The organism is Acidobacterium capsulatum ATCC 51196 (genome assembly GCF_000022565.1).
GTDB classification, from domain to species: Bacteria; Acidobacteriota; Terriglobia; order Terriglobales; family Acidobacteriaceae; genus Acidobacterium; species Acidobacterium capsulatum.
Map to the genome: position 1 here is coordinate 1,727,864 of NC_012483.1, position 25,161 is coordinate 1,753,024.

Here is a 25,161-nt window from a genome sequence, read left to right on the forward strand (position 1 = left end):
GAAGGCGGCTTTTGAGGAGAACGGAGTCAGAAGAAAGAACGCAATTCACAGGCCCACTGCTCTGGTGGCAGAAGAGGGCAATCGGTTTCTAGCGGCCGGCCATACCCATGCGCCCATGGATGGGCAGCACGGTGCTGGTGTAATTCGGGGCGGCCTGCACCTTCGAGATGGGCATGATCACTTCCTGCGAGCGGGCCGCCGCACTGCGGAGCGGGCGAGCTGGCTGGGCCTTGATTTCGGCCACATCTTCATGGATGGCTTCGGGCTGCGACTCTTCTTTGCCGCTACGCGCGGCGACAATGGCCGGGGTCACAATCATTCCCAGGAAAACCACCCCCAGAATCATCCCCTGAAACTGCATGACAAAGTGCATAACCAACCTCACTGAAACCATCCTGCGCCCGAGGCGGCGAGCTGGCCATACCACTTCCCGGAGGGCAGCATTCAACAGCCGGGGGACTGCATGGCACAGGAGTCGCAATGACATAACACCTTCAGGGCATTCAGATTTCTTGACACCAAGACGTGTTCCCGATCACAGCAGGCCGCATTGAAACTGGTAGTATCGGATTTAAGCCCATGAAGTGCCCATATTGCGGATTTGCCCAGGATCGCGTCGTGGATTCCCGCGAAAGCAAAGAAGCGGATTCCATTCGAAGACGGCGTGAATGCGAGCGCTGCAACAAGCGCTTCACCACGTATGAGCGCATCGACGAAATTCCCTACATGGTGGTGAAAAAAGATGGCCGCCGCGAGAAGTTTGACCGGCACAAAGTGCTCTCCGGCCTCTTGCGCGCCTGCGAGAAGCGCCCCATCTCGGCGACGAAACTCGAGAACCTGGTGGATGAGACCGAGGCTTACCTGATGGACTCGGCGGAGCGCGAGCGCAGCACCACCGAGATTGGCCTGCTGCTGATGGAAAAGCTCAAGCAGCTTGATACGGTCTCTTATATCCGCTTCGCCAGCGTCTATCGCGACTTCAAAGACGTCAACGAATTCAAGGAAGAGCTGGAACAGCTCCTGACCTCAAAAGAACCCCTCAGCCGCAGAAGAACCGGCAAAGCAGGCAGCGCACAAGATGAATAATCAGAAAACACATGCAGTAACTCTTATTCCGGGCGATGGCATTGGCCCGGAAGTGACCGGGGCAGTCATCCGGATTCTGGAAGCAACGGGCCTCAAGTTTGCCTGGGAGCGCTATGCGGCGGGAGCTGAAGCGTTTGAGAAGTTCAAGACCTACATTCCCAATGACCTTTATGAGTCGGTGGAGCGCACCCGCGTCGCGCTGAAGGGCCCCGTGACCACGCCGGTGGGCGGCGGCTTTGCCTCGATCAACGTGACGCTGCGTAAAAAGTTTGACCTGTATGCGAACTTTCGCCCCATCAAGAATCTGCCGGGGATCAAGACGAACTATCCCGGTGTGGATCTGATCATCATTCGCGAAAACACCGAGGGGCTCTATGTGGGCCTGGAGCAGGAGATTGTTCCCGGCGTGGCGACGGCCCTGAAAGTCGTCACGGAAAAAGGCTCCACGCGCATTGCGCGCTTTGCCTTTGACTACGCGCGCAAGCATGGGCGCAAGAAGATTCACTGCATCCACAAGGCCAACATCATGAAGCTCACCGACGGCCTGATTCTGCGTTGCACCCGCAAAATCGCCGAGGAGTATCCGGAAGTCGCCTACGGGGAGCACATCGTCGACAACACCTGCATGCAACTGGTCACCAATCCTTACCAGTACGACATGCTGCTGCTCGAGAATCTTTACGGCGACATTGTGAGCGACCTCTGCTCGGCCTTTGTGGGCGGCCTTGGACTGGTGCCCGGAGCCAACCTGGGCGAGCACGCAGCCATCTTTGAGGCAGTGCATGGATCCGCGCCCGACATTGCCGGCAAGGACATCGCAAATCCGACCGCGCTGTTGCAGTCGGCGATCCTGATGCTGCGGCATCTGGACGAGGACCAGGCGGCCGACCGCGTGCACGCGGCGCTGGAAAAGGTCTACACCGAACAGAAGACACTCACGCGCGATGTAGGCGGAAACGCCAGCACGAATGCCTTTGCCGACGCTGTGATCGCGGCGCTGGAAATCGCCGGCAACTAAAGACAGACCGGAAAATCAACCGGGAGAGGTCTCGCCGAGTGCGGGACCTTTCTCTTTTTGGCACCTTTCTGCGCTTGCGGTGGAAGGATCGCAAGAATCGCGGGTCACAGAAAAGGCATCGCCGATTACACTATTAGCCATAGATAGCCCACAAGCGCTCGTTGTCTCCGTCGATGGCGTGGCGAAGCTGTCAAGTAACAGCGGTGCAATTCTCTTCAGGCAGGACCCTACACTCGATGCGGCAAAAGATTGGCATTCTTGGCGCGACCGGCATGGTCGGGCAGCGGTTCATTCAACTCCTGGAACATCACCCCTGGTTTGAGGTGGCGTGGCTGGCCGCCAGCGACCGCTCCAGCGGCAAACGCTATGGCGATGCCGTGCGCTGGAAGCTCGATACGCCCATTCCCGAGCGCATTGCCGCGATGGAGATTTCGCCCGCACAGCCCGAGGGCGCGCCCCAGGTGATTTTTGCAGCGCTTGACGCCGATATTGCGCGCGAGATGGAGCCGAAGTTTGCCGCCGCAGGATGCGCCGTGATTTCGAACTCCAGCGCCTTCCGCATGCAGGCCGATGTGCCGCTGGTGATTCCCGAGGTCAATGCCGATCATCTTGCCCTGCTGGAGCAGCAGGAATGGCGCAAGCAGTCGGGTGGCTACATTGTGACCAATCCCAACTGCTCGGCAATTGGGCTGGTGCTGGCGCTCAAGCCGCTCGAAGAGCGCTTCGGCATCGAGAGCATTTTTGTGAGCACCATGCAGGCCGTGAGCGGCGCCGGATACCCCGGCGTGGCCTCGCTCGACATTATGGGCAACGTGGTGCCCTTCATCAAGAACGAAGAAGAAAAGCTGCAGGAAGAGACGCTGCGGCTGCTCGGCAAGCTGCAGTCGAATCTGGTGCATCCGCTGGATGCGAAGATTACCGCTCACTGCAATCGCGTGGCCGTGGAAGATGGCCACACCGAGAGCGTAAGCGTGAAGCTGAAACGTAAAGCGACGCGCGAAGATCTGCTGGCCGCATGGCAGGAGTTTGCTCCGCTGGCCGGGCGCGATCTGCCGACGGCTCCCGCGCAGCCCGTGGAGACCATCGAGGCAGTGGATCGTCCCCAGCCACGGCTGGACCGCATGCGCGGCGCAGGCATGGCGGCGACCGTGGGCCGTGTGCGCCCCTGCTCGCTGCTGGACTGGAAGTTTACCGTGCTCTCGCACAACACCATTCGCGGCGCGGCCGGCGCGGCCCTGCTGAATGCTGAACTGCTGGTGTCTCTGGGCAAATTGAATCCGTCGGCGGTCCCCGCATGAAGCCTTTGGTCGTGATGAAGTTTGGCGGCACCTCAGTCGAGGACGCCGTTGCCATTGATCGCACCGCCGGCATTGTGCGCGGACGAGTCGAGCGGGGCCTGCAGCCCATCGTGGTGGTGAGCGCGATGGCCAAGGTCACCGATCAACTGATTGCCGCGGCGCAAGCTGCGGCGCGCGGCGACCGCAATGGCGCGCTGGCCATCACGGCGCGGCTGCGCAACCGGCATCTCGAAACCGCGGGCAAGCTGGTGCCGGCCGAGGCCATTGGCGAAGTCGAAGGCTGGATGGAGACCGAGTTTGCCGCGCTCGATGAGATTCTGCGCGGGCTATCGGCCGTGGGCGAATTAACGCCGCGCATTCATGACATGGTGGTCTCTTATGGTGAGCGCATCTCCAGCCGCATGATTGCCGCTGGCTTTGCGCATCGCGGGCTCAGCTCGGCGCACGTGGACGCGCGCCGCTGCATCATCACGGATGCGCAGCACGGACGCGGCATTCCCCAGGATGCACTGATTGAGGAGCGGCTGCGTGAGCATGTGCTGCCGCATGCGCAGGAAGGCCGTGTGGTGGTGATGGGTGGCTTTATCGGCTCCACAGTGGAAGGCGTGACGACAACGCTCGGCCGGGGCGGCTCTGACTTCACGGCGGCGCTGGTCGGCGGCGGCCTGGAGGCCGAGTCCATTGAAATCTGGACCGATGTGAACGGCATCATGACAACCGACCCGCGGATGTGCCCGGATGCGCTGCGCGTGAAGACCATCAGCTTTGAAGAGGCCGCCGAGCTGGCTTACTTCGGGGCGAAGGTGTTGCATCCGGCCACGATTCTGCCTGCCGTGAAGAAGAACATTCCCGTGCTGGTGCTCAATTCGCGCAACCCGCAGAATGAGGGCACACGCATCACGGCTGTGGCGCCGCACTGCCGCAGCCCCTTCAAGTCCATCGCGGTGAAGAAGAAACTGACCATCATCGACGTGGTGGCAAGCCGCATGCTGATGTCGCACGGCTATCTGAAGGCGATCTTTGACATCTTTGACAAGCACAAGTGCGCGGTCGATATGGTCTCGACCTCTGAAGTCAGCGTATCGCTCACCGTGGACTCAAACGAGAAACTACCCGAGATTGCCGCGGACCTGAGCAAGCTGGCCGACGTGAAATATGAGGGCAAGAAGGCGCTGGTCTGCCTGGTTGGCGAGAACGTGCGCGGCCACAATGGAATTGCCGGCCGCGTCTTCACGGCGGTCAAGGATGTAAATCTGCGCATGATTTCGCAGGGAGCCTCGGAGATCAACATGAGCTTCATGATCGAAGAGGATGATGTAGAAGAAGCCGTGCGCGCGCTGCATGCGGAGTTCTTTGCCGATGCCGACCCGGAGATTTTTGACCTGGACACGGTCAGCAAGACACAGGCCTGAGGCTCATAGAGAAGCAGAAAGGAAACTCCATGCTGTTGCTGGTGCTGGGACGCGGAAAGACGGGCAGTCTGGTGGCGAGCGTGGCGCATGAACGCGGCCACAGCGTGCGCGTGGTGGGCGAGGAAGAAAACCGCAACGCCGCAGCCCTGACGGCGCCGTTTCTGGCGGGCTTTGACGCGGTGATTGACTTCACGACTCCAGAAGCCGTGGTAGCCAACATGCGGGCCTGCCTGGCCAACGGCGCGCGGATGGTCGTTGGCACCACGGGCTGGTACCAACACCTGTACGACATGCGCTCCCTTGCGCTTCGCAAGAATGCAGCGCTGCTCTATGGCACGAATTATTCCGTAGGCGTGCAGACGCTCTTCCGGCTGACACGCGAGTTGGCCAAAGCGCTGCCGCAGTACCAGTACTCGATCACCGAGACGCATCACATCGACAAAAAAGATGCGCCCTCCGGCACGGCCTTGACGCTCAAGCAGATTCTCGAGAGCGAAAACCCTGAGCTCAAGGTGGAGATCACCTCGCATCGCGAGGGCGACGCCTCTGGCCTGCATGTGGTGCAGGCACGCTCAGAGAGCGACTGCCTGGAACTGCATCATGAAGCCTTCTCGCGCCGCGGGTTCGCCGAAGGCGCTGTGCGTGCGGCCGAGTGGATTGCCGACAAGCATGGCGTGTGGGAGTTTCAGGAAATTGCCGCGCAGCTCGGCTAATTTCCGGTTTTCTGCCGTGCTTGTGTCTCCTGCGAGCCTCGCATAATCTCCTGCGTCTTGAGCACGATGGTGTACTCATATATCGCCTGCAGATTGGCGTAAGTGATGCCGGCGGCGCCATCGAGAACCGCGCCGCGCACAAACATCATGTAGCACCACTTGATGAGCGGGCGGCCCGGCATTCCATAAAAGATCGCCTTTTGCGCGCGCCGCCGCTCATGAAAATCCCTGCCGAAGAGGGCTGTCTTCCACGAGGCTTCAGTACGGCTGACGCCTGCGGCGACTACCTGCGCCTCCATGGTGGAGTAGGTATTGTGCTTCTGCGTCCAGTGCGTGATGCCCTTTGAGAAAGGGAAATGGTCGAGCATCTCGCGCAGGTCGCCCACTTCCCCATCGATTTCAAGGATTTCATTTACATCGCGCACGTAGCGGGCTCGGCCCCGGCGCACCAGACGGATGTAGAACGGAGAAAGCTGGGCGTGCTTGAGCCAGGTTCCATTCAGAAAGTCACGGCGGCGCATGCGAAAACCGCCGATGGATTCCGGCGCCTGGGCAGCTATCTGCCGCATCTCCTCGGCCAGAGCGGGAGTGGGCCGTTCATCGGCATCCAGTATAAAGACCCAGGCATGGCGAAAGGGCAGAGTTTCGAGCGCCGCATTGCGCTGGCGGGCGTAGTTGTCAAAAGCGCGCTGCGTGAAATGGGCTCCGTGTTCGCGAGCGATCTCTGCCGTGCGATCCGTGCTCATGGAGTCAAAGACATGCACATCGTCTGACCAGGCGACGGAGGCGAGGCATCCGGGCAGGTCCTGCTCTTCATTGCGGGTAAGAATCAGCACTGAGATCATGGCGACTTAAAAGGTATCTTACCCTTCATCGCTTGCATTGCTATGAAGATTGGCCGCGGAAGCCGCTGCAAGCTTCTCTCGGCTGCGATAGACTCGTTTCGTGATGGACCTCTCTGGTTGCGGCACCGCACTGATCACTCCGTTTCGCGCGGACGAAAGTATCGATGAACCGGCGCTGCGCGCGCTGGTGGACTGGCAGATTGCCAGCGGAATTGATTGGCTGGTGGCCTGCGGCACCACTGCGGAAACACCTACGCTGACCCATGATGAGTGGCTGCGGGTGATTCGCATCATTGCCGAACAAGCCGCCGGACGCGTGCCGGTGTGGGCCGGATGCACCCACAACGCAACGCGCCAGGCCGTCGAAAATGCGCGGCAGGCAGCGCAGATTCCCGGCGTCACCGCCATTCTGGTAGCCAACCCCTACTACAACAAGCCCACGCAGCAGGGTTTGTATGAGCACTTTCTGGCCGTGGCCCGCGCTGTTGAACTGCCCGTGGTGCTCTACAACATTCCGAGCCGCACCGGCTGTAACCTTGAGCCGGAGACGGTGCTGCGCCTGGTGGGTGCCGCACCAAACATCGCAGCCATCAAAGAGTCGAGTAGCAATCTGCCGCAGATTGGCGAACTGCTAACGCGCGCGCCAGAGTCGTTTCGGGTCTACTCCGGCGATGACAACATGGCGCTCGGCACCATTGCGCTGGGGGGCGCCGGCCTGGTTTCCGTAGCGTCGAATGAGATTCCCCGCGAGATGGCCGAGATGGTGCGGGCAGCCGTACAGAATGACTGGGCGCTGGCCCGGCAACTGCATCGCAAGTACTTCCCCCTGCTGCAGGCTAACTTTCTGGAGACCAGCCCCGGACCGGTAAAGGCTGTGCTGGCCATGATGGGCAGGATTGAGGAGCGTTACCGGCTGCCGATGACTCCAGTCTCCTCTGCCACGCGCGCGCGGCTTGAGCGGCTGGCAGGTGAGCTTGGGCTGCTGGTGGAGACTCCCGTACCGCAGCGCTAGCAGCACCCGCACGAAAAGCTTCACGGCTGCCTGCCTCGCAAATTGATAAACTTCAAGGTGTGACCGAGAACCATCTTTACTCCCGCATTGAGAAGTATTTTGCCGCCGGTGCCGATGCCGTAGGCAACGCTGAGGCCATGGCGGCCTTTGAAGACCTGCGCAGCGCGCTCGAAGCCGGCACGGTGCGTGCGGCGCAGCCAGACGCGGCGGCTCCTTCCTGCTGGCGCGTGAATGCGTGGGTGAAGCGCGGCATTCTGCTGGGCTTTCGCCTGGGGCAGATGACGGCGTCCGGCAATGATCTTTCCTTCGTGGACAAGAACACTTTTCCTGCTCGCAGATTTGCGGCGCAGGATCAGGTGCGCGTCGTGCCCGGTGGATCTTCGGTGCGCAGCGGTGCTTATCTTGCGCCCGGCGTGGTCTGCATGCCGCCCATGTATGTGAATGTGGGCGCCTACGTAGACGAGGGCACCATGATTGACTCGCATGCGCTGGTGGGCAGTTGCGCCCAGATTGGCAAGCGCGTGCACTTGAGCGCGGCGGCCCAGGTAGGCGGGGTGCTTGAGCCGGTAAATGCTAACCCGGTGATTCTGGAAGACGATGTACTCGTGGGCGGCAACTGCGGCGTGTATGAGGGCACCATCGTGCGCAAGCGCGCGGTACTGGCCGCGGGAACGATTCTGACGCGCGGCACTCCGGTCTATGACGTGGTGAACGGTACGGTGATTCGCGCGGAAGGCGACAAGCCTCTCATCATCCCTGAGGATGCGGTCGTGGTTCCCGGCGGCCGCGCCGTCGGCAAAGGCATGGGGGCGGAGTGGGGCCTGAGCGTCTACACGCCGGTGATTGTGAAGTATCGCGATGAAAAGACAGAACTGAGCCTGGCACTCGAGGATTTGCTGCGATAGCGCGATTCGGAGCGGCACTCCCTGAATGGATATGGGAGAACTCCCTTCCACTTGCGACCGGATGCCCCAGGGTGCGGAGATTCATACGATACGGGCAAAAGTGCCGGTTGGGCACTGCTTGGTCGAAAGGAGGGGGATTCGCTGCCACGAAACGCATTTTGGCTCGCGAAGCGGCGGCGGAACCCTGCTAGCATCGAAGATAATTCATGACTAACGGAAAATTACAGATCATTCCTCTGGGCGGGTTGGGCGAGTTCGGCATGAACTGCATGGCCCTCCGCTGGCAGGACGATATCGTCGTTATTGACGCGGGGTTGATGTTCCCCGAGTCAGAACTGCTGGGCGTCGACATTGTGGTGCCCGACATTACCTACCTGATTGAGAACAAAGAGCACGTGCGCGGCATTCTGCTCACGCACGGCCACGAAGACCATATTGGCGGCCTGCCCTGGATTCTCTCAGAGCTGAACGTTCCGGTTTACGGCACCGAGTTCACACTGGCTTATGTGGAAGGCAAGCTCGAAGAGCACAAGATGCTCGACGAGACGGAACTGATTGAGATGATGCCCGGCGGCCGCTTTACGCTGGGGCCTTTCACCATTGAGCCGATTCGCGTCACCCACAGCCTGGTGGATTGCGTGGCCCTGGCCATTGAAACGCCGGTGGGCGTCGTGGTGCATACGGGCGACTTCAAGATCGACCTTTCGCCGCCCGACGGCAAGGCCTTTGACCTGCACAAGTTTGCCGAGTACGGCAAGCGCGGCGTGCTGCTGCTTTTGCAGGACTCGACCAATGTGGACCGGCAGGGATATACGCCGAGCGAATGGTCAGTGAAGCCGCGGCTGGATGAGATATTCTCGCGCACGAAGAAGAAGCTTTTCTTCAGTTGCTTTTCATCGTCGATCTACCGCATGCGCATCGCCATGGACCTTGCGTTTCATCACGGCCGCAAGGTGGCGGTGATCGGGCGGTCGATGGTGGAGTCTTCAGAGATTGCGCAGGACCTCGGCTATCTCGACATCCCTAACGGATTGCTGATCCACCCTGGGCAGATCGCTGATCACGCGCCGGAAAACGTAATGGTGCTGATCAGCGGCACGCAGGGCGAACCGATGAGCGCGCTGAGCCGGGCCGCCGTGGACAACCACAAGCACGCCCGCATTGCGCCCGGCGACACCGTGTTGCTTAGCTCGCGCGTGATTCCCGGCAACGAGAAGAGCATTTATCGCGTGATTGACCATCTCTACCGGCGCGATGCGCACGTCATCTTTGACGATGGCCACGCGGGATTGATTCACGTGAGCGGCCATGCCAGCCAGGAAGAACAGCGGCTCATGATCAACCTGCTGCGGCCGAAGTTCTTCATCCCCGTGCATGGCGACTACCGGCACCTGAAGAAGCATGCGGAAATCGCGCAGAGCATGGGCGTGGTGGATCTCGCCATGGTGATCGAAGACGGCGATGTGGTGGAGTTGACCAGGGACGACATTCGCAAAACCGGCACGGTCACGGCGGGGCGCGTCTGCATTGATTCCGGCTCTACCGCCGATGTGGTGGAAGATCTGGTCATTCGTGACCGCCGTCATCTGAGCGAAGACGGCTTCGTGATTCCCATTCTCACCATCAACAAGCTGACAGGCATGGTCGAGCGGCAGCCCGAGGTGATTTCGCGCGGGTTCGTCGGCGGCGACCCGGAACTGATCGAGACAGCGCGGCAGGTCGTGGCGCGCACGCTCGAAGAGTCCAGCGCGGAAGAAAAGGCTGATTACGGCGTCATCAAGGAAAAGATCCGCATCGATCTCAAGCGCTATATCCAGAAGAACACCAGCCGGCGGCCGCTGATCATGCCGGTGATTCTGGAGATTTAGGCGCAGGCACCGTTGTGGGCCGAGGATAACAACGTGTTGGTCACGCTCAGCGAGATTCAGGAGGCGCAGACACGCATACGCGGCGTGGCTGCGCACACGCCGCTGGTGCGGCTCACCGGGCCGGAGTTTACCGGAGATGTCTGGATCAAGGCTGAGGGGCTGCAGCCGATTGGCAGCTTCAAGCTGCGCGGGGCCTACAACAAAATTGCGCAGCTCAGCGAGGAAGAACGCCGGCGCGGCGTCATCACTTACTCCAGCGGCAATCATGCGCAGGGCGTCGCCTATGCGGCGCGAGCGGTCGGCACCAAAGCCGTCATCGTGATGCCCTCGAATGCGCCCGAGATCAAAAGGCGCGCGACCGCAGCGCTGGGCGCGCAGATCGTCATAGTTGGCCCGGCCAGCTCAGAACGCAAGCTCAAGGCCGAGGAGCTCTCCGCGCGCGAGGGCTACGTTGTGATTCCGCCTTATGATGACGCAGCCATCATTGCCGGGCAGGGCACCTGCGGACTCGAAATTCTGGAAGATCTGCCGGGCGTGGATCTGATACTGGCTCCGGTGAGCGGTGGCGGCTTGTTGAGCGGTGTGGCGGCCGCGGTGAAGCATACACGGCCTGAGGTGCGGGTGATTGGCGTTGAGCCCGCGCTTGCCGCGGACGCGCAAGAGAGCTTTCGCACGGGCACGCTGGTTGCGTGGCCCGCGGAGAAGACCACACGCACCCTCGCCGATGGCCTGCGCACGCAGAGCCTGGGCGAGCGCAACTTTGAGCATGTGCGTGCATTCGTGGACGACATTATCACCGTCACCGAAGAGGAGATTCGCGCGGCCATGCGCCGGCTTCTCTTTGAGGCTCGGCTCACGCCGGAGCCGAGCGGCGCGGTCACCACGGCGGCACTGCTCTTCCACGGCACAGAGCTGATTCCCTACCGCAAGGCTGCGGCCATCATGAGCGGTGGCAATGTCGAAGCGGCATTACTGAAGGAACTCATCGCAGACTGAGCGGCAGAGTTATGCTGAAGGCACTCGTGAGAGGCCCCATGCACAGGAGTCTGCTTTCGCTGCTCGCCCTTGCCCCATTGGCGCTTGCGCCCTGTGCACAGGCAAGGCGCCGGCCTGCGCCTCCTGCTCCGAACGGCGCGCTCGCCACGCTCATTGAGCCATTGAATCTTTACCTGCAGCCGGACTCCTCGTCGAGCAAGCTGACCACGGTGTCGCCGGGGCGAGAGGTCGTGATCAATGACGAGAACGGCTCATGGGTGCGCATCTTCGCCAAGGTGGACCAGCAGGAGTCCATCGCAATCGATGAACCAGAGTTGCCAGCGCAGACCCAGACCGTGCCGCTCTCCGGATGGATACGAAATCAGGGGCTCGTGACCGCAGCGACCCCGCAGGGCGACCAGATTCTCTTCGGAGCGGCGCAGGCTGAGGATGATGCCGCCTCGCACTTGGACCCTCCGCCCGGCGCGGCGATGGAAGCGCGGCTGCTCTACCAGCGCGTTTACCAGATGTTTCCAAAGTCGCCGCTGACACCAGAGGCCATGTGGCGCGCGGCGGATATCCGCTGGCAATTGCAGAAGGCCGATGCGGCCACGCTGCCCTCCGCGCACACGCAGCAGCCCTACATGCGCGAGTTGATGGACGAAAACGAGATGCGCGCCGTGATGCATATGTTTCCGCATACGCAATGGGCCTACGATGCGGCCTACGCACTGCTCGCTAACCAGCTTTGCGGCGACTGGCAAGGCTCAGAGAAATGTCCGGAAAGAGAGGCGCAAGTCTATCTGCATTATGCGGACAAGTACCCGGACTCGCCCCGTGCGGCCCGGGCGCTGTATGAAGCCGCATGGCGCGAGGCCGCTGCCGGAGACATGAGGGAGACCGACGGCAACGCAAAGCGCGCCGCTGAAGACCGCAAATATGCCAACGGCATCGCCGCCCGTCTGGACGCAAAATACCCAAAATCGAGCTATGCCACACGCGCGGCGGCGCTGCTGTTTGAGGTGAGCCAGGGCATGCCGGTCTACGGCAGTTCCCAACCTTAGACTTTCCCCTGCTGTTCTCTCTACGGATACCCTCCCGGCTTTTTTCGCAGAACCTTCGCCTATCTTTGGGATAATGAACTTGCTCTGGGGTTCTGGCATATTGCCTTTTCGGTGCGTTTATCAGAGCGCCGGAAGGAGATATGTTCGTGTGCCTATCCAAATGAAGCCCATACGCATTGTCATCACTCCGACGCGCAACCGCCGGCTCAATGAGCTGATCGGCTTCCTGATCCTCGTCACCGCCACGCTGCTGCTGCTGGCGCTGGTTTCCTACCATCCCACAGATCCCTCATTCGATACGGTGCGCGGCGCGGTACACGGCGCGGAAAAAGCCGCTCCCATCCATAACTGGATCGGAGTCACCGGCGCCTATCTGAGCGATTTGCTGCTGCAACTGGAGGGTCTCGCCTCCTTTCTGCTGCCGCTTTTGCTGGGGGGCCTTGGCTTTGCCTGGCTGCGTTCGCGGCCGATTGCCTCGCCAAAATCAAAGCTGCTGGGCGCGGCGCTGGCCTTGTTGTTTGTGCCGGCCATCTTTGGGCTCTTCCCTCACCCGGTGCCGGGGCTGCGCGGGCTGCCCGCCAGCGGCCTGACCGGCCGAATCGTTGCGGATGCGCTGGTCCGCCTGCTCAACGCAACCGGTGCGTGGATTGTGACGCTGGCGCTGACCGCCGCCTCCATTTACCTCTGCACCACCTTTAGCCTGAACACCGCCCGCGAATGGCTCGCCGTGCGCCTGGCCTTTGTGCTGGCCTGGCGCGACCGGATGAAGAACTGGCGTGAGGCACGCGCACGCCCCAAACAGGAAAAGATCGCAGCAAAACTCGCGAAAAAGCAGGAGCGTGCGCTCGCCCGGCAGAGGAAAGCTGGGGCCAAATCCTCAGGCCAGGAGCTTTCGCCCGAAGAAGACAGCAGCGCAGTTGAAAATCTGCCTGTTTATACCCGCCAGGCAAGATTCTCAGAGTTTGAAGAAGCAGCTTCTGCGCAACAGCAGCAAGCCGTGGCTCCCGCCCGCCCCTTTGCCATGCCGGATCTTCCAGCGGAGCCTGCCTGGGAGTCAGAAGCCGAACCGGAACCCGTGCCCGAGCTGCGCGTGGAACCACGTCCCCGCGCCGTTCGCCGGGAGCCCATGGAGGAAGTACCGGTAGAGCCGGTCTGGCAACAGGAACCCGAACCCGAGCCAATCCCTGTACCGGCTGCGCACATTGCCGTCGGCGAGCGCGCCGATGCCAGCCTGCGCACGGTGACCGTGGCTCCAAAGTCGGTGAGCGGATACCGGCTGCCGCCGAGCACGCTGCTGCACAAGAGCAATGACACGCAGGTGGTGCGCGAGGAGGAACTGCGCGCCGAGGCCCAGGTGCTCGTGGAAAAGTGCGCGGAGTTTGATGTGCGCGGGCAGGTGGTGCGCATCAATCCCGGCCCGGTGGTCACCACCTTTGAATTTCGCCCCGAACCGGGGGTGAAGTACAGCCGCGTCACCGGCCTTGCTGACGATCTCTGCCTGGCGATGCGGGCCGAGAGCATTCTGATTGAGCGCATGGCCGGCAAGAGTACGGTCGGCATCCAGGTGCCCAATGAGACGCGGGAGACGATCTGGCTGCGCGAGATCATTGAGGCCGAAAACTTTGCCAACGCCAAGAGCAAGTTGACGCTGGCCCTCGGCAAAGACATCAATGGGCAACTGGTGACCAGCGATCTGGCCACGATGCCGCACGTGCTGATTGCCGGCTCGACCGGCAGCGGTAAATCCGTGGCCATCAACGCCATGATCATGTCGGTGCTCTTCAAAGCCACGCCCGATCAGGTGCGCCTGATTCTTGTGGACCCGAAGCGCGTGGAACTGGGGATGTATGAGGGCATTCCGCACCTCTTCACGCCGATCATCACCGAGCCGAAGATGGCCGCGAACGCGCTCCGCAACGCAGTGCGCGAAATGGAGCGCCGCCTGAAGCTGCTGGCCTCGCGCAGCGTGCGCAATCTCGATCAGTACAACAAGCTCTTCGACAATCCGTCGCTCTTTGAGGACGATCCCGAGCAGAAGCCACTGCCCTACATCATGATCATCATCGACGAGCTGGCCGACCTCATGATGCTCGACAAGGCCAACGTCGAAGAAGCCATTACGCGGCTGGCGCAAATGGCGCGCGCCGTCGGCATTCACCTGGTGCTGGCCACGCAGCGGCCCTCGGTGGATGTGATCACCGGCCTCATCAAAGCCAATGTGCCGTCGCGCCTTTCGTTCCGGCTGGCGACCAAGGTGGACTCGCGCACCATTCTCGACTCCAACGGCGCGGAATCGCTGCTGGGCCGCGGCGACTCGCTCTTTCTGCCGCCGGGCACTTCGCGCCTGCAACGCGTGCATGCTCCTTTCGTTACGGAAAAAGAGATCTCTGCCGTCACGGAATTCTGGAAGAAGCAGGGTGAAGCCGAGTATGTGCAGGGCTTCCTCGATGCGCCCAAGGATGACCGGGGCCGCGAGCTGGATGGCGACGGCGGCGGTGATGATGACAACGACGAGCTGTTTGAGGATGCCGTGCGGCTGGTGCTGGAGTTCGGCAAGGCATCGACTTCGCTGCTGCAGCGGCGGCTGCGCATTGGCTATGGCCGCGCCGCGCACCTGATCGACATGATGGAGCGCGATGGCATCGTGGGCCCGGCTGATGGTTCGCGGCCGCGCGAGATTCTCAAGTCGCCCGACTGGCTCAATGAAGTCGATCAGGCGATACGCTGACACAAACGGGCGGCTGGCTCAACTGCTGCGCAGCTTGAGCCAGTCCCGCTGGTAAACAAAGCTCACCACCAGCAGCAGCAAGCCGAGCCCCAGAAAGCTGAAGACGCGCGACGTCTCGCTGAGCAGGCGAATGTCAAAGAGAAAGACCTTGGCCATGCTTAGAAACAGCAGGACCAGCCCCTGCCAGCGCAGGGCAGTGTTCCGGCGGCGAAATCCAACCGCCACCAGCACTGCGCCAAACCCCATGAACCAGAAGGAATAGCTGAGCTGTTCTCCAGTGTGCGTACCCGGCGATGAGGCTGCGCCGTGCCACAGCCGGTGAATGGCGAAGCTGACGGCGGACAGGAGCGCGCCATTTGCATTCAGATCAGTGACCCACGCGGGCATCGGATCGGCTTCGCGGCCTAAGTGCGTACGCGCCCATGCAAAATAAAACGTAGCGAGCAGCAGTATCACCATGACACGGGGCCAGCCGGTGAACAGCTCCGCCGCCATGACGATGCCGGCCAGCGCATTCAGACACGAAAGAGCCGTGAGGCTGGTACTGCGCTCTGGACGACCAGCCAGAAGGATCGGCAACCCGCTGAAGAGTGCAAATGCGAGCGCGCCAAATGCAAGAGTTACAGAGAACTCGGCCGGCCGATAATAGGTCCACGCCCAGCAGATGCCATAGAGCGTAGTGCCAACAAATGCGGTGAGCAGCAACGCATGCCAGCCGCGCAGCAGCGCCAGCACAGCCGCCCCCGCGGCCATCATCAGCAGATAGGCAAAGAGCGCGACTTCATGATTGTGATGATCGGCCACCAGTAGCGGAGTCAGCAGGCCGCCCAGCAGCGCATAATATGCCAGCACCCGCGAGTTCTGCCGCCAGGCGAGCAGGCCGTTGGCCGCCGTCACCAGCAACATGCCAGCGGCCACCAGCGGCGCGGACAATAGATGCAGCAGCGTAAAGGCAGCCCAGAGCGAGAGATAGAACACGCCAGAGCCGATGCCCTTCAGTGAAAACGAAAAGCCTGCATAGTTGCGCCGCCGGAAGAGTTCTGAGAGCAAATACAGCACCACTCCGCCAGCGAGCCCTACGGCCACGCGCGCTGCCGGCCCGAGCCAGTGGTTGTCAATCGCGAGTTTGAGAAAGAGCGCTACGCCGACCAGCACGGCCAGGATTCCGGCGCGATTGAGCCACTGCGAACCGATTCTGCTCTCCAGCGAAGGCTCCGCGAGCACGGCAGCAGGCTCTCCCGCGCGTGCTGCGGGCGCGGATGACGATTGCGCCGCCAATACCTCTTCCAAATGCGAAACACGGCGGCGAAGCTCGGCAATCTGCGCCTGAAGGTCGCTCTCTTCCGGATTCGGCGTTGCGGGATCGGCTGTCATAGTCTTCTCGCCACTTTAATGCAATTCGCCGTGGCCTGTTGGCTGTGGGATGCTGCTGCGAGCTTCGGAGAGCCCGATGAGAGAATTCCAGTTCACTTGCGCAGGGGACCATAGGGTGTGAAAGAATGCTCCTCGAATTCCTCGGGGCCAGGCATGCTGCCTTCTGTCACACCAAAGATCGAGACTCTGCGGCGCGTTCTGGTGATCGATGACGATCCGGTGAGCCTTTCATTGACTACGCTGCTGCTGGAGTCGGAAGGCGTTGAGGTGGAGCAGCGGGCCAGCGGCGAAAGCGCATGTCACGATCCATTGCCGGCCGGATGGCATCCCGACCTGATCCTCACGGACTTGCAGATGCCAGGAGTGCAAGGATCGGCTCTGGCCCGGCAATTGGCGCTGCGCTGGCCCGAAGCGCCTCGCATTGCCATGTCCGCCGCCACCCCCAGGGCGGTAGAAGGCTACATCGCGGTGTTACAAAAGCCATTGCCGCTGGAGGGCCTGCGAACCACGCTCGAAAACCTGTGCCGTTCTGCGCAAAACACGCTGAAGGACGCATCGCACGCCGAGATAAAGCCTGCCCGCAACCATCCGTTGGCCCCTCTTGATAAAAGCGTCTTTCTGAAGCTCAAAAGCAGCATGCAGATTGCGGCATTACAGGAATTTCTCGATGCCATGCTGGCCGACGCGGGCAAGCGCATTGAGCTGATCCAGCACGCGATGGACGCCGGCGACATGGCCGCCGCCAAACGCGAGGCGCACACCCTGCGGGGAGCGGCGGGCATGGCGGGCGCGCTGGCATTGAAAGAAGCAGCCCGCAACCTTGAAGTTGAGGTTGACTCTTTGGATGATCTCAAACACGGGTTGGCCAGATTGAAAGCAGAGTATGAGCGGGTATCCGTTATCCTTGCGAGTAAGTTGCTATGAAAACAAAACAGACATCTCCAACGACTTCCCCTTTGCGCCGCGGCGGCGCTTCTGCGATTCGCATTGTGCTGGCGGACGATCACCCGGTGGTCCGGATTGGCGTGCGGAACATGCTCGCCGGCGAAGAGCAGGTGGAGGTGGTGGGCGAGGCTGGCGACGGCGATGAGGCCATTACCCAGACACTCGAACTGCTGCCGGACATTCTGCTGCTTGACCTTGCCATGCCGCGCCTGCCCGGCCTGGAAGCCATGCGCTCCATTATGAGCGGCTCGCCTTCGGTGAAGATCATTCTGCTCACCAGCCAGATCAGCACACAGCAGATCATTGAAGCACTGCAGATTGGCGCGCGCGGCATCGTTCTCAAAGACGCGCTGGCCGATCATCTGACTGAGGCCATCTTCTCGGTGGCGTCCGGCGACTACTGGATCGGCGGCAAGCGCGTCGTCAACCTGGTAGGCGCGCTCCATGACCTCATGCAGAAGGCCGCCACGCCTGAGCGCAAGACCTATGGCCTTACTCCCCGCGAAATGGAAGTGGTGGGATGCATCGTCGAAGGCTGCAGCAATCGCGACATCGCCAAGCAGTTCACGCTCAGCGAGGAAACGGTCAAGCGCCACCTCTCCAACATTTTTGACAAGACGGGCGTCTCGACGAGGCTGGAACTCGCCATGTTTGCCATTGCCCATCATCTTGTCGATCCCAGCGCCTGAGATTGGCTCGCTGCGGCTCCGGGCTTACCCATCCGGCGGGAGATCCCCCTTCTCCCCTTCCAATTTCCCCCTATCCGACTGAAAACAGGCACCCTTCCCGGTAGTTCCGGCATCCATCTTGGATGGGCCGGGTCATGGCATGTAGCCTTATCATGTCCGCAGTTGGATCCGTGAAAGGAACAAAAATCGCAGATGCGAACCCTTTTGGCAACAGGTCTTCTGGCTTTGGTTTCTACGGTGGCCGCGACGGCGCAATCCGGGCCGGCCATTCCGCTTTATCAGGCAAAACAGGTCACACGCACCATTCCGGCAATGAACTATCTCATCCGGCGCTCCGTCAAGGTTCCCATGGAGAATACGACGCTGTTGCCCGGCGCGAGCGGCGAGGCAATTGTGAATGTGCGTGGCGGCCTCACCTCCATTCACGTAAAGCTCGATGGCCTCGTCCCGGCCTATAGCTTCGGCCCTGAATACCTGACCTACGTACTGTGGGCCATCACCCCCGACGGACGTCCCCAAAACCTGACCGAGGTGATCCCTGACCACAAAGGCCGCAGCAACTTCAAGGTGACCACCAGCCTGCAATCCTTTGGCTTGATGGTGAGCGCCGAACCCTATTTTGCCGTGAACATTCCCAGCGACGTGGTGGTGATGCAAAATGCATCCGCAAATGGTCAGCCGGGAACCACGCAATACTCCGTGCTGCCGCGCGGCGCTTATGTGCAAAGCGAAGGCAGTCATCTGGTGACTTATCCCATTGGCAGCGGCAACCAGTCTCCGCTTGAGCTTTATGAGGCCCGCAACGCTGTGCAGATTGCCCGCTCCGCCAAGGCAGGCCTTTACGCTGCCGGAGCTCTGGCCCGCGCCGAGCAAAACCTGAAGCAGGCCCTCGCGCTCGATAACGACCACGGTCAGCGCTCCGCTGAAGTCACCTTTGCCCGGGAAGCGGTGCAAGCCGCCGAGGATGCACGTCTCACAGCCGAGCGGCGCGCGCGGGAAGCCTTTGAGGCTCGCCAACGGCAGAATGCTCTCGAAGCGCAAAAGCAGGCCGCCGCAGCCTCGCTGGCAGCCAAAGAGGCGGCCGCCCAGCAGCAACAGGCCGAGGCAGAGGCGCAGGCGGCGCAACAGGCCGCGCAGCATGCACAGCAGCAACAGCAAGCCGCCGAGCAGCAGGCCGAGCAAGCCCAGGCACAGGCCGCGGCCGCCCAGCGGCAGACCGCTGAAATGCGCAACCGGCTGGAGCAGCAGTTGAACGCTGTGCTGGCCACGCGCGAAAGCGCGCGCGGGCTCATCGTGAATATGTCTGACGTGGTTTTTGCCACGGGCAGTTACCAGATCAAGACCAGCGCGCAGATCAAGCTGGCCCGCATCGCCGGCATTCTGATGACCTACCCCGGCCTGAAGGTGCAGGTGGAGGGCTACACCGACAATGTGGGCTCGGCAGCCTTCAATCAGAAGCTCTCAAATCAACGCGCGAATGCCGTGATGAAGTTTCTCATCTCGCAGGGCGTGAAGGCGAACAGCATCTCAGCCAAAGGCTATGGCGAGGCCGACCCGGTGGCCAGCAACAACACCGTTGCCGGACGCGCCAAAAACCGCCGCGTACAACTGGTGGTGAGCGGCGCCGCCATCGGAACGAAGCAACAGGCCCCACCGCCTGCGACCCCGCCGCCACCGGCAAACCCCACGGGAGTCTCTAATCCGCCGCAGCCGTACTGAGCGGCGACAACACCTCTTTCGGGCCGCAACAGCATTGCTGAGGCGGCCCGATGTTTTTATGAGGTCGGGATGAATTCTCCCGGCTTGATTCCTGCAAAGATTTCGATTCATCCAAAATAGCAGGCAAGTCTCGTTTCACTTCAAGACGAAGGAGCTTTATGCGCATCGCATTTCTGGGATTAGGCAAGATGGGGGTGGCCATCCTCAAACATCTGCTGCCGGGCAATGAAATCACTGTGTGGAATCGAACCCTGTCCACAGCGGAAGCCCTTCGCAGTGAAGGCGTAAAGGTCGCCGCAACTCCTCAGGAAGCGGTGAAGGAAGCGGAAGCGGTCTTCAGCATTTTGCTGAACGATGCCGCCGTGGAAGATGTTTTTCTTGAGCAAGGCGCTCTGAAAGCGATGCCCTCAGGAGCCATCCATGCCTGCCTCAGTACCATCAGCGTCGCCTCATCGCAACGCTTGACAGAAGCTCACCAGCAAGCAGGCAGGCCTTTCGTCGGCGCGCCGGTTTTTGGGCGTCCGCATGTGGCCGAGGCGGGCAAGCTCTGGAGCGTGCTTGCCGGTGAAGATGCCTCGCTCGCCAAACTGCGGCCACTGGTAGAACGCTACAGCCGCGGCGTGACGGTCGTCGGCGAGCAGCCCTGGAGCGCGCACGCCATGAAGGTTGGCGGCAATTTCATGATTACGGCCATGATCGCCTCGCTGACCGAGGGATTTGTCTTTGCCGAAGCGAATGGCATCGAACCGGCGACTTATTTGCAGGTGGTGAATCAAGGGCTTTTCCAATCGCCGTTTGTCGAGATGTATGGCGGACTCATGCTGCATCCGCCGGAGACACCCGGCGGCACCATCGCTCTTGGCGAAAAGGATGCGCGCCTGTTTCTTGAGGCCGCGCGGGGCGCGCATGTGCCCGCCCCATTGGCACATCAGTTTCATGAGCATCTGAAACAGGCGATGACGGAAGGAATGCAGGATGCGGACTGGGCGGGCGGCTATTACCAGCTCGCCAAAACGGTTGCGGGCCGCAAGCGTGGAAACAACTAAGTGCCCCCAGGAACTAAGCTAGGATGAATGCCATGAACAAATTGCAAGACACTGTCGTCTTCATTACCGGCGCCAGCGCTGGCATTGGTGAGGCCTGCGCGCACGCCTTCGCGGCCGAGGGTGCGCGGCTTCTGCTGGCCGCACGCCGCATGGAACGCCTCAAGGAAATGGAGCCGAAGCTCCGCGAGGCCGGTGCGGCCGATGTGCGCACCATCGAGCTGGACGTGCGTCATTCCGATGCAGTCGGAGCGGCCATCGGTGCGCTGCCTGAGCCATGGAGCAATATCGGCGTCCTGGTCAACAATGCCGGCCTGAGCCGCGGTCTCGACAAGCTTTACACCGGCAAGCTGCAGGACTGGGAAGAGATGATCGACACCAACATCAAGGGCGTGCTCTATGTTACGCGCTGTGTGACGCCCGGCATGGTGGCGCGCGGACGAGGCCACATCATTAACCTCGGCTCAACTGCCGGCGAAATGACCTACCCGAACGGCGCGGTCTACTGCGCGACCAAGGCGGCCCTTAAATCCATCAATGACGGCCTGCGCATGGACCTGCTTGGCACTCCGGTGCGCGTGACCAGTGTGGATCCGGGCATGGTCGAGACCGAGTTCAGCGAAGTGCGCTTTCGTGGCGACAAGGAGCGCGCGGGCAAGGTGTACCAGGGGCTCACGCCGCTCACCGCGGCCGATGTGGCGGATGCGATTGTGTGGGCGGCCACCCGGCCGGCCCACGTGAACGTGGCACACGTGCTGCTGACCTCCATTCACCAGGCCAATTCCCTGCTCTTTCACCGGGAGTAAAACGGCGATGGGCGCGCGGACCTCAGTCGAGCGTTTTGAGCTGATCTTCGATCTGCTGCAACGCCGCCTCGAGCGCCGCGCGCCGGTCAGCATGCGAGGTGCGCTGGTTGAGAATGTACTCCCGCTGCATCTCCAGATCGCGCCGCTTGCGTTCGCGTGCCGGGTCTTTGACCGCAGGCTTCACGGGGCTGACCGCCTGCTCCGCCATCTGCTCTTCCACCGATTTGCTTTCCCATCCTCGTGCCATGACTCCATGCTACGCCGCACGGCACTTTTCTGGTAACCAGCTTCGTTACGAATAAGGAGAACCCCTCATGCAAGCCTGGACAATCCCCGCTTTTGGCATTGAGAATCTGGCACTCACAGACCACCGCACGCCGCAGCCAGGGCCCGGACAGGTTCTGGTGGAAGTGAAGGCGGCCTCATTGAACTACCGTGACCTCATGGTCACGCTTGGCCTTTACAACCCGAAGATGCATTTGCCGCGCATTCCCGCATCCGACGGAGCCGGTATTGTTGCCGCCGTGGGCGAAGGCGTCACCCGCGTGCAGCCGGGGGATCGCGTCTGCGGCATCTTCATGCAGAACTGGCTCGACGGCCGTCCCACTCCAGAAAAAGTGCGCGGCGCGCTCGGCGGCGACATCGACGGCATGCTCGCCACCCATGTGCTGCTCAACGCCGAGGGCGTTGTCCATTTCCCCGAGTATCTCTCATTTGAAGAGGCCGCCACCCTGCCCTGCGCCGCGCTGACGGCCTGGAACGCACTGGTGACGGCAGGCCATCTCACGGCCGGAGAAACTGTGCTGATTCAGGGTACGGGCGGCGTCTCCATTTTTGCGCTGCAATTGGCTAAGGCCATGGGAGCGCGGGTGATCGGCACCTCCGGCAGCGATGAGAAGCTGGCCCGCGCCCAAACGCTGGGGCTCGATGCGGGCGTCAACTATCGAACCACGCCGGACTGGGCGAAATGGGTTCTGGAACAGACCGGCGGCCTGGGGGCCGATGTGGTGGTGGAAGTGGGCGGTGCGGGCACCTTTGCACAATCGCTGACGGCTGTGCGCATGGGCGGCACAGTCGCGCAGATTGGCGTCCTCAGCCAGTCGAAGGAACCCGTGCATATTCCGGCCATCCTGCACAAGCAGGTTCATTTGCAGGGCATTTACGTGGGCTCGCGCGCGAATTTTGAGGCCATGAATCGCGCGCTCGCGCAGAATCACATTCGTCCTGTGGTCGACAAAGTCTTTGGTTTCCGCGAACTTCCCGACGCTCTGCGGCGCATGCAGGCCGGCGAGCACTTCGGCAAGATCGTCCTACAGACCACGGACTAAGCCCCGTGAGCGACTTTATGAGCCCGGCCAGCATCTTATATCTGCAACAGTGCCCTCGGATATTTCGAGGGCGCGCAGAAAGTGAGGCTGGGCATGCAATTTCTGGCAGACGTCCTGGCAAAGATCGTAAGCTTCTTTTTTGGATGCCATCATGAGCGTCTGACCCGCATGTTTACACTCGAGCAGGAGACCTACAAGGTCTGCCTGGACTGCGGCTCCCACATTTATTACTCCCTCGAAACCCTGCGGCCCTTGAGCCCTCGCGAGTTGCGGCGCATGCGTGCTGCCCATGCCGGTGAGGTACGCGTGATGCCGGCCTCTGCCGGCTCGCCTTCCATGCTTTCGTCCTCAGAAAATCATGCGGCATAATCCGCTCTTGATCCCGGCAATTTTGGTTTGACCGTTACGACGCCCCTAAGGCCGCCCGTATCGAGCATTTTCCCTGTAGATGTATCGCGAAGTGATCATGCCGATGCAGCTTTTCCGTCAAGAAAAGCTGCACCGTATTGCATTTAGAATCCCTACAGGAACAGGGAAAATGCTCTAATGTGTCGAAACCTTTTTCCGGCAGGTCACGATTGATCGTCTCGATAGAAGCGCTCAGCAAGATCTATGAGGACAAGCAACAGCGAGTGACGGCAGTCAATGGTGTCGATCTCTCGGTAAAAGAAGGCGAGCTATTCGGGCTGCTCGGGCCCAATGGCGCTGGCAAGACCACGACCATTGGCATCTGCACCACGCGCATTCTACCAACCAGCGGTACCGTCAATATTGCGGGGGTAAACGTTGTCGAGCAGCCCGCTCTGGCGCGGCGCAGCATTGGCGTGGTGCCGCAATACAACACCCTCGATCGCTCGCTGACGATCTACGAAAATCTCTACTACCACTGCCTCTACTTTGGCTTCTCTGCCCGGCAGGCACGCGAACGCGCAGAAACGCTGCTGAAGCAGTTTCTGCTCTTTGAACGGCGCAAAGCCTTCCCCGTGCAGCTTTCCGGCGGCCTGCAGCAGCGCATTCAAATTGCACGCGCCATTGCGCACCGGCCCGCCGTGCTGTTTCTGGATGAGCCAAGCGCGGGGCTCGATCCGCAGAGCCGCATCGCCATGTGGGATGCCGTGCGCGCGCTGCGGCAGGAGGGCATCACAGTCGTGCTCACCACGCACTACATGGAAGAGGCGGATGAACTGTGCGAGCGCGTGGCCATCATTGATCACGGCAAGCTGCTCGCACTCGACACTCCGCAGATGCTCAAGCGCACGCTGGGCGCGGACCGCATTTTAGATCTGAAACTGTTACAAACTGAGCTTAGATCGCTCCAGCAACAACTGGAGCAGTTGACCGGCGTGAACTGCGTGGAGGCGACACCCGAGGGATTGCGGCTCTTCATGCAGGGCTCCGGCGAAGCCTCCGGGGAGCATCTGCCGCAAATTGTGCAGATGGCGCAGCCTTATGGCGTTCGCGACATTGCCATCAGCGAGCCATCGCTGGAGACCGTTTTCATTCGCCTGACGGGGAGGGACCTGCGTGAGTAGCGAACATCGTGTTTCCTTTACCACGGCTTTTCTGGGGCTGGTGCGCCGCGATTTGCGCGTGCTGAGCCGTGAGCTGGGCGCGTTCATGGTGCGAGTGGTGATGCAGCCGCTGCTGTTTTTCTTTGTCTTCACCTATCTCTTTCCCAAGATCGGCCAATCGAGCGCGATGGGAGGTGCGGGCTTTGCCACGGTTCTGCTGCCCGGCCTCATGGCGGTCGCCATCATGTTCAGCGGCATTGCCGGCGTGGCGCTGCCACTCTCCACTGAGTTTGGAGTAACGCGCGAGATCGATGATCGTGTGATGTGCCCGCTGCCGGTCAGTGCTGTTGCCATTGAGAAGGTCTGCTTCAGCGCCATCCAGAGCATTCTGGCCGCGCTGCTGGTACTTCCGCTGGCATACCTGATTCCTGCCTCGCCGGTGAAGGTACACATTGAGAACTGGTTCATGCTGGCGGCCATACTACTACTTTCGAGCCTCGTCTCGGGCGCGATGGGGCTCACTATCGGCGCCAACGTCAAACCGCAACAGATCGGCTTGATCTTCTCGATTGTCGTGGTGCCCATCACATTTCTGGGCTGCGTCTACTACCCCTGGGCGCTGCTGGCCAAGGTGCGCTGGCTGCAGATTGCCGTGCTGTTCAATCCCATTGTTTATATGAGCGAAGGGCTGCGCGCCGCGCTCACGCCCAATGTGCCTCACATGAGTTACGCTGCGATTGTGGGCGCATTGCTGCTTTCGCTGGCTGCGCTGGGCTACTTTGGCGTGCGCGGATTTCTGCGGCGGGTGATTTCATAAATTGC

The 25,161-nt window shown here is 61.2% G+C and carries 24 protein-coding genes; 20 read left to right on the forward strand and 4 right to left on the reverse strand.

The features are described from left to right. Positions 1-88: 88 nt before the first annotated feature. Positions 89-373, reverse strand: coding sequence for a hypothetical protein (locus ACP_RS06990; RefSeq protein ID WP_041839375.1), 285 nt, complete (start codon positions 371-373; stop codon positions 89-91). A 206-nt stretch (positions 374-579) separates the two neighbouring features. On the opposite strand from ACP_RS06990, the gene nrdR reads away from it, so the two are divergent. The 5 genes from nrdR (at position 580) to ACP_RS07015 (ending at position 5,527) form a co-directional block, all read left to right on the forward strand. Continuing rightward, the gene (gene nrdR / locus ACP_RS06995) at positions 580-1,086 is read left to right on the forward strand and encodes a transcriptional regulator NrdR (protein ID WP_015896594.1); all 507 of its coding nucleotides are present in this window, start codon (positions 580-582) and stop codon (positions 1,084-1,086) included. Next, entirely contained in the window at positions 1,079-2,104 is a 1,026-nt protein-coding gene (locus ACP_RS07000) for an isocitrate/isopropylmalate dehydrogenase family protein (RefSeq protein WP_015896595.1), read from the forward strand. The genes nrdR and ACP_RS07000 overlap by 8 nt, the downstream gene beginning before the upstream one ends. Positions 2,105-2,340: 236 nt before the next feature. Continuing rightward, the gene (asd, locus tag ACP_RS07005) at positions 2,341-3,402 is read left to right on the forward strand and encodes an aspartate-semialdehyde dehydrogenase (protein ID WP_015896596.1); all 1,062 of its coding nucleotides are present in this window, start codon (positions 2,341-2,343) and stop codon (positions 3,400-3,402) included. Next, positions 3,399-4,814: a lysine-sensitive aspartokinase 3 gene (lysC, locus tag ACP_RS07010; protein WP_015896597.1), complete on the forward strand. Its 1,416-nt coding sequence runs from the start codon at positions 3,399-3,401 to the stop codon at positions 4,812-4,814. The genes asd and lysC overlap by 4 nt, the downstream gene beginning before the upstream one ends. Before the next feature lie 29 nt (positions 4,815-4,843). Continuing rightward, positions 4,844-5,527: a 4-hydroxy-tetrahydrodipicolinate reductase gene (locus ACP_RS07015; protein ID WP_015896598.1), complete on the forward strand. Its 684-nt coding sequence runs from the start codon at positions 4,844-4,846 to the stop codon at positions 5,525-5,527. Here the strand turns inward: ACP_RS07015 and ACP_RS07020 are convergent. Further along, on the reverse strand, positions 5,524-6,372 hold the full coding sequence (locus tag ACP_RS07020; RefSeq protein ID WP_015896599.1) for a glycosyltransferase family 2 protein: 849 nt from the start codon (positions 6,370-6,372) through the stop codon (positions 5,524-5,526). The two genes, ACP_RS07015 and ACP_RS07020, sit on opposite strands and share 4 nt — an antisense overlap. 103 nt (positions 6,373-6,475) lie before the next feature. Here ACP_RS07020 and dapA point away from each other — a divergent pair, with 103 nt between their 5' ends. The 6 genes from dapA (at position 6,476) to ACP_RS07050 (ending at position 14,924) form a co-directional block, all read left to right on the forward strand. Then, positions 6,476-7,384 (forward strand): 4-hydroxy-tetrahydrodipicolinate synthase, encoded by a 909-nt coding sequence (gene dapA, locus ACP_RS07025; RefSeq protein WP_015896600.1) that lies wholly within the window; start codon positions 6,476-6,478, stop codon positions 7,382-7,384. A gap of 59 nt (positions 7,385-7,443) precedes the next feature. Next, the gene (locus tag ACP_RS07030; RefSeq protein WP_015896601.1) at positions 7,444-8,289 is read left to right on the forward strand and encodes a 2,3,4,5-tetrahydropyridine-2,6-dicarboxylate N-succinyltransferase; all 846 of its coding nucleotides are present in this window, start codon (positions 7,444-7,446) and stop codon (positions 8,287-8,289) included. 206 nt (positions 8,290-8,495) lie between these two features. After that, positions 8,496-10,157: a ribonuclease J gene (locus tag ACP_RS07035; protein WP_015896602.1), complete on the forward strand. Its 1,662-nt coding sequence runs from the start codon at positions 8,496-8,498 to the stop codon at positions 10,155-10,157. A 36-nt stretch (positions 10,158-10,193) separates the two neighbouring features. Next, positions 10,194-11,153, forward strand: a complete 960-nt coding sequence (locus ACP_RS07040; RefSeq protein ID WP_015896603.1) for a threonine ammonia-lyase — start codon at positions 10,194-10,196, stop codon at positions 11,151-11,153. Positions 11,154-11,191: 38 nt separating this feature from the next. Further along, positions 11,192-12,196, forward strand: a complete 1,005-nt coding sequence (locus ACP_RS07045) for an SH3 domain-containing protein (RefSeq protein WP_041840047.1) — start codon at positions 11,192-11,194, stop codon at positions 12,194-12,196. A 160-nt stretch (positions 12,197-12,356) separates the two neighbouring features. Next, entirely contained in the window at positions 12,357-14,924 is a 2,568-nt protein-coding gene (locus tag ACP_RS07050; protein ID WP_015896605.1) for a DNA translocase FtsK, read from the forward strand. An 18-nt stretch (positions 14,925-14,942) separates the two neighbouring features. Here ACP_RS07050 and ACP_RS07055 read toward each other — a convergent pair whose 3' ends face one another. Then, positions 14,943-16,298: a DUF2339 domain-containing protein gene (locus tag ACP_RS07055; RefSeq protein ID WP_015896606.1), complete on the reverse strand. Its 1,356-nt coding sequence runs from the start codon at positions 16,296-16,298 to the stop codon at positions 14,943-14,945. 153 nt (positions 16,299-16,451) lie between these two features. Between ACP_RS07055 and ACP_RS07060 the strand changes: the two genes are divergently transcribed. The 5 genes from ACP_RS07060 (at position 16,452) to ACP_RS07080 (ending at position 21,500) form a co-directional block, all read left to right on the forward strand. Next, positions 16,452-17,222, forward strand: coding sequence for a response regulator (locus ACP_RS07060; protein ID WP_015896607.1), 771 nt, complete (start codon positions 16,452-16,454; stop codon positions 17,220-17,222). Beyond that, complete coding sequence (locus ACP_RS07065; RefSeq protein ID WP_015896608.1) at positions 17,219-17,932, forward strand: response regulator transcription factor; 714 nt, start codon at positions 17,219-17,221, stop codon at positions 17,930-17,932. The genes ACP_RS07060 and ACP_RS07065 overlap by 4 nt, the downstream gene beginning before the upstream one ends. A 204-nt stretch (positions 17,933-18,136) precedes the next feature. Then, positions 18,137-19,651: an OmpA family protein gene (locus tag ACP_RS07070; RefSeq protein WP_238525672.1), complete on the forward strand. Its 1,515-nt coding sequence runs from the start codon at positions 18,137-18,139 to the stop codon at positions 19,649-19,651. Positions 19,652-19,809: 158 nt separating this feature from the next. Further along, positions 19,810-20,697 carry an NAD(P)-dependent oxidoreductase gene (locus ACP_RS07075; RefSeq protein ID WP_015896610.1) on the forward strand — a complete coding sequence of 296 codons (888 nt, stop codon included), beginning with the start codon at positions 19,810-19,812 and terminating at the stop codon, positions 20,695-20,697. A 32-nt stretch (positions 20,698-20,729) separates the two neighbouring features. Further along, positions 20,730-21,500 carry an SDR family NAD(P)-dependent oxidoreductase gene (locus ACP_RS07080; protein WP_015896611.1) on the forward strand — a complete coding sequence of 257 codons (771 nt, stop codon included), beginning with the start codon at positions 20,730-20,732 and terminating at the stop codon, positions 21,498-21,500. A 22-nt stretch (positions 21,501-21,522) separates the two neighbouring features. On the opposite strand, the gene ACP_RS07085 is transcribed toward ACP_RS07080, so the two are convergent. Continuing rightward, positions 21,523-21,747 (reverse strand): hypothetical protein, encoded by a 225-nt coding sequence (locus tag ACP_RS07085; protein ID WP_148215075.1) that lies wholly within the window; start codon positions 21,745-21,747, stop codon positions 21,523-21,525. A gap of 67 nt (positions 21,748-21,814) precedes the next feature. On the opposite strand from ACP_RS07085, the gene ACP_RS07090 reads away from it, so the two are divergent. The 4 genes from ACP_RS07090 to ACP_RS07105 all read left to right on the forward strand — a co-directional run bounded on the left by ACP_RS07090 (position 21,815) and on the right by ACP_RS07105 (position 25,156). After that, positions 21,815-22,828, forward strand: coding sequence for a zinc-dependent alcohol dehydrogenase family protein (locus ACP_RS07090; RefSeq protein ID WP_015896612.1), 1,014 nt, complete (start codon positions 21,815-21,817; stop codon positions 22,826-22,828). A 93-nt stretch (positions 22,829-22,921) separates the two neighbouring features. After that, the gene (locus ACP_RS07095; protein WP_015896613.1) at positions 22,922-23,197 is read left to right on the forward strand and encodes a hypothetical protein; all 276 of its coding nucleotides are present in this window, start codon (positions 22,922-22,924) and stop codon (positions 23,195-23,197) included. 179 nt (positions 23,198-23,376) lie between these two features. Further along, a complete protein-coding gene (locus ACP_RS07100; RefSeq protein WP_015896615.1) occupies positions 23,377-24,360 on the forward strand; it encodes an ATP-binding cassette domain-containing protein in 984 nt (327 codons plus the stop codon). Then, on the forward strand, positions 24,353-25,156 hold the full coding sequence (locus ACP_RS07105; RefSeq protein ID WP_015896616.1) for an ABC transporter permease: 804 nt from the start codon (positions 24,353-24,355) through the stop codon (positions 25,154-25,156). Before ACP_RS07100 ends, ACP_RS07105 begins: the two co-directional genes overlap by 8 nt. The last annotated feature ends 5 nt before the right edge of the window (positions 25,157-25,161 follow it).